Annotated in this window: 2 protein-coding genes; both read left to right on the top strand. The window is 76.8% G+C overall.

The features are described 5' to 3' along the window. The coding region (locus DMH12_RS37810; protein WP_125495779.1) for an ATP-binding protein at nt 1-1,584 on the top strand (1,584 nt) is incomplete at its 5' end. Between the two features lie 124 nt (nt 1,585-1,708). After that, on the top strand, nt 1,709-3,343 hold the full coding sequence (locus DMH12_RS37815) for a PucR family transcriptional regulator (RefSeq protein ID WP_125495780.1): 1,635 nt from the start codon (nt 1,709-1,711) through the stop codon (nt 3,341-3,343). Nucleotides 3,344-3,412: the final 69 nt, after the last annotated feature.

Raw genomic sequence — 3,412 nt, forward strand, 5'->3', positions numbered from 1 at the left:
CCCGAGGAGGACCCCGCCGCCTGGCCCGCGCTCCGCGCCGCCGGTGCCGTCGAGGCCGCCGAGCGGCTCGCCGCCGAAGCGCGCCAGGGGCTGATGCGGGACGTCGACCACGCCCGCATCGCGCGGGCCTGGCAGGGCGTGCAGCGCGGCCGGCACAGCCTGGCCACCTTCACCGGCGCCGTGCTCGGCGCGGGCGCCGGCGCCTGCCCGCACCCGTCGGGCGACCGCGACCTGCCCGCCCGGCGGGCCCGGCACGACCTGGTCACCGGACAGGTGCGGATCGGCACCGCCGCCGACGACGCCCGCAACCCCTACGCCTACCGCGGCGCCGGCCTCGCCCTCGGCCCCGACCTGCTCGGCACCTCCCTGCTGGCCGTCGGCCCGGCGGGCTCCGGCAAGACCGGCAGCGTGGTCCGGCCGCTCATCGAGTCGCTCTGCCTGCACGCGCTCGCCGGGCGGGCCGCGGTCGTCGTGGTCGGTGCCGCGGGCGCGGACCTCGGCCCCGCCGACGCCTACGACGTCGTCGTACGGATCGGCCACCCGGACTCGGTGTACGACCTCGACCTGTACGGCGGCACCACCGACCCGGACGAGGCCGCGGTGGTGCTCGCCGAGGCCCTGGTCGGCGACCTCGCCGACCCGCATCCGGGCAGCGACACCCGCCGCTCCACCACCGTCCTCGCCCAGCTGCTCGGCCCCTTCCGCGCGGTGCACGGCCGCTTCCCCGGCGTACCGGAGCTGCGGCAACTGCTCGACGGGACACCCGGACCGCTGGCCGAACTGCGGCAGGGCCTGCGGGCGGCCGGACAGGAGTCGCTGCTGCGCGAGCTGGACGCCCGCGAGCGGCAGATGGGCCACCCCGGGGACGTCGGCGGTGTGCTGGCCGACCGCGTGGCGCTCCTCGACCGGCCCGCCTTCGCACCCTTCTTCGACACCTCGGGGCAGTCCCGGCCCTTCTCCCTCAAGTCCCTCGACCACCCCGTGCGGGTCCGCATCGACCTGCCGCAACGCGGTCACGCCGACGCCTCCCGGATGCTGGCCCGGCTGGTCCTCGCCCAGTTCACGGCGAGCGTCTCGGTACGGGAGGACCGGTCGCTCTTCGCCTGCCTGGTGCTGGACGACGCCAGCGGGGTGGTGACGCCGGAGGCGGTACGGGGCGTGCAGCGGCTGCGCTCGGCGGGCGCCGGGGCCGTGCTGACCCTGCGCACCCTGGACGACGTACCGCGACCGCTGCGCGGGCCGTTGCTCGGGGCCATCGGCTGCCGCATGGCGCTGTCCGGGCTCACCCCCTGGGACGGGCAGGACTTCGCCGAGGTGTGGGGCAAGGAGTGGACCGAGGCCCGCGACGTCACCGACCGGCAGATCATCGCCGAGACCCCGGCGGGCAAGGCCGCGCACATGGTGCGCCGGGTCATCACCGGGAAGGCGCCCACCGCGCGGGCGGTCACCGTCCGGCAGGTCGAGCGTGAGCGCTGGTCGGCGTCCGAGCTGGCGCACGCCGTGCCGGCCGGGCACGCGGTGCTGTCGCTGACCACCGTCAAGGGCGAGCACGCGCCGCCGCTGCTGGTGGATCTGCGCGGGTGACCGTCCGGGCCGGGCGCCCGGGACCGTACAGTGAGGCAGAATCGACACAGGTCGTTCATACGCGACGGCCAAAAGATCACAGCCATCTCACACCACTGACACGGATCCGAAGGCCCAGGACCCCATGCGCCCCACGCTCGCCTCGCTCGTCCACCACTCGGCGCTCAAACTGACCGTGCGCGCGGGCGAGGACCGTCTGGACACCCCGGTGCGCTGGGCCCACGTCAGCGAACTCGCCGACCCCGTGCCCTACATGGAGGGCGGGGAGCTGCTGCTGATCACCGCCCTCAAACTGGACGCCGAGGACCCCGCGGCGATGCACCGGTACGTGAAGCGGCTGGCGGACGCCGGAGTGGTCGGCCTCGGGTTCGCCGTCGGCGTCAACTACGACGAGATCCCCGGGGCACTGGTCGACGCGGCCCGGCAGGAGGGCCTGCCGCTCCTGGAGGTGCCCCGCCGCACGCCCTTCCTCGCCATCAGCAAGGCCGTGTCCGCCGCGATCGCCGCCGACCAGTACCGGGCGGTCACCGCGGGCTTCGCCGCCCAGCGGGAGCTGACCAGGCGGGCGCTGACCGACGGCCCGGAGGGGCTGCTGGCCGCGCTCGCCTCCCAGGTCGACGGGTGGGCGGCGCTGTACGACGCCTCGGGCGCCGTCGTCGCCACGGCTCCGGAGTGGGCCGGGCGCAGGGCAGGCCGGCTCACCGCCGACGTACGGCGGCTGCGCGAGCGGCCCGCGCCCGCCTCCGCCGTGGTCGGCGGGGCCGAGGACCCCGAGCACCCGGAGAACGCCGACCGGGTCGAACTGCACTCCCTCGGCACCTCGCGCAGGCCCCGCTCCGCCCTCGCCGTCGGCACCGCCGCCGCCCTCGGCACCGCCGAGCGGTACGCCGTGCACTCGGCGGTCGCCCTGCTGACGCTCACCACAGAACGCTCGCGCTCCCTGTACGAGGCCGGACTGCGCATAGACGAGGCCGTGCTGCGCATGCTGCTGGCCGGCGAACCGGACCACGCGCGGACGGTCGCCGGGGACCTGTACGGCGGCCTGCTGGACGCGCCCTTCCGGATCATCGTCGCCGAGTCGGTGCCGGCCTCCGCCGCGCGGGCGCACGGGCGCGGGTCCGCCGCGGGCACCGGCGGCGACCGGCTGGGCGCGCTCGCCGAGGTCGTGGAGTCGGCGGCGGCGCGTGCCGGGGAGGCGGTGCTGGCCGTCCCCGAGGGCGAGCGGCTGGTGGTGCTCGCCACGGACGGGGGCGCGGCCGTCGCCGCCTGCGTCGAGTACGCGTCGGCGCTGGAGACCGGCCGCCCGGCGCCCGACCCGGCGGGCGGCGACGAGGACGGCCTGACCGTCGGCCTGTCGGCGCCGTCCGGGCCGATCGCCGCGTCCGCCGCCTACAAGCAGGCCGAGCAGGCGCTGTCGGTGGCCCGCCGGCGGGGACGCGTCTGCGTGGAGCACGAACACCTGGCGGCCGGGTCGGTGCTGCCGCTGCTCGCGGACGACGCGGTGCGCGCCTTCGCCGACGGTCTGCTCCGGGCGCTGCGCGACCACGACGCGACCGGCCGGGGCGACCTGGTGGCGTCCCTGCGCGCGTGGCTCTCCCGCCACGGCCAGTGGGACGCGGCCGCCGCCGACCTCGGCGTCCACCGCCACACGCTGCGCTACCGGATGCGGCGCGTGGAGGAGATCCTCGGCCGGTCCCTGGACGACCCGGACGTACGGATGGAGCTGTGGCTGGCCCTGAAGGCGACCTCGCCCGACTAGCCCGTCGGCGTCGGCCGCCTCACCTGGCCACCGCGTCGAACAACCCACCCCCACCACTACACCCCGGAC

Origin of the sequence: Streptomyces sp. WAC 04229 (assembly GCF_003947455.1) — a bacterium.
GTDB lineage: Bacteria > Actinomycetota > Actinomycetes > Streptomycetales > Streptomycetaceae > Streptomyces.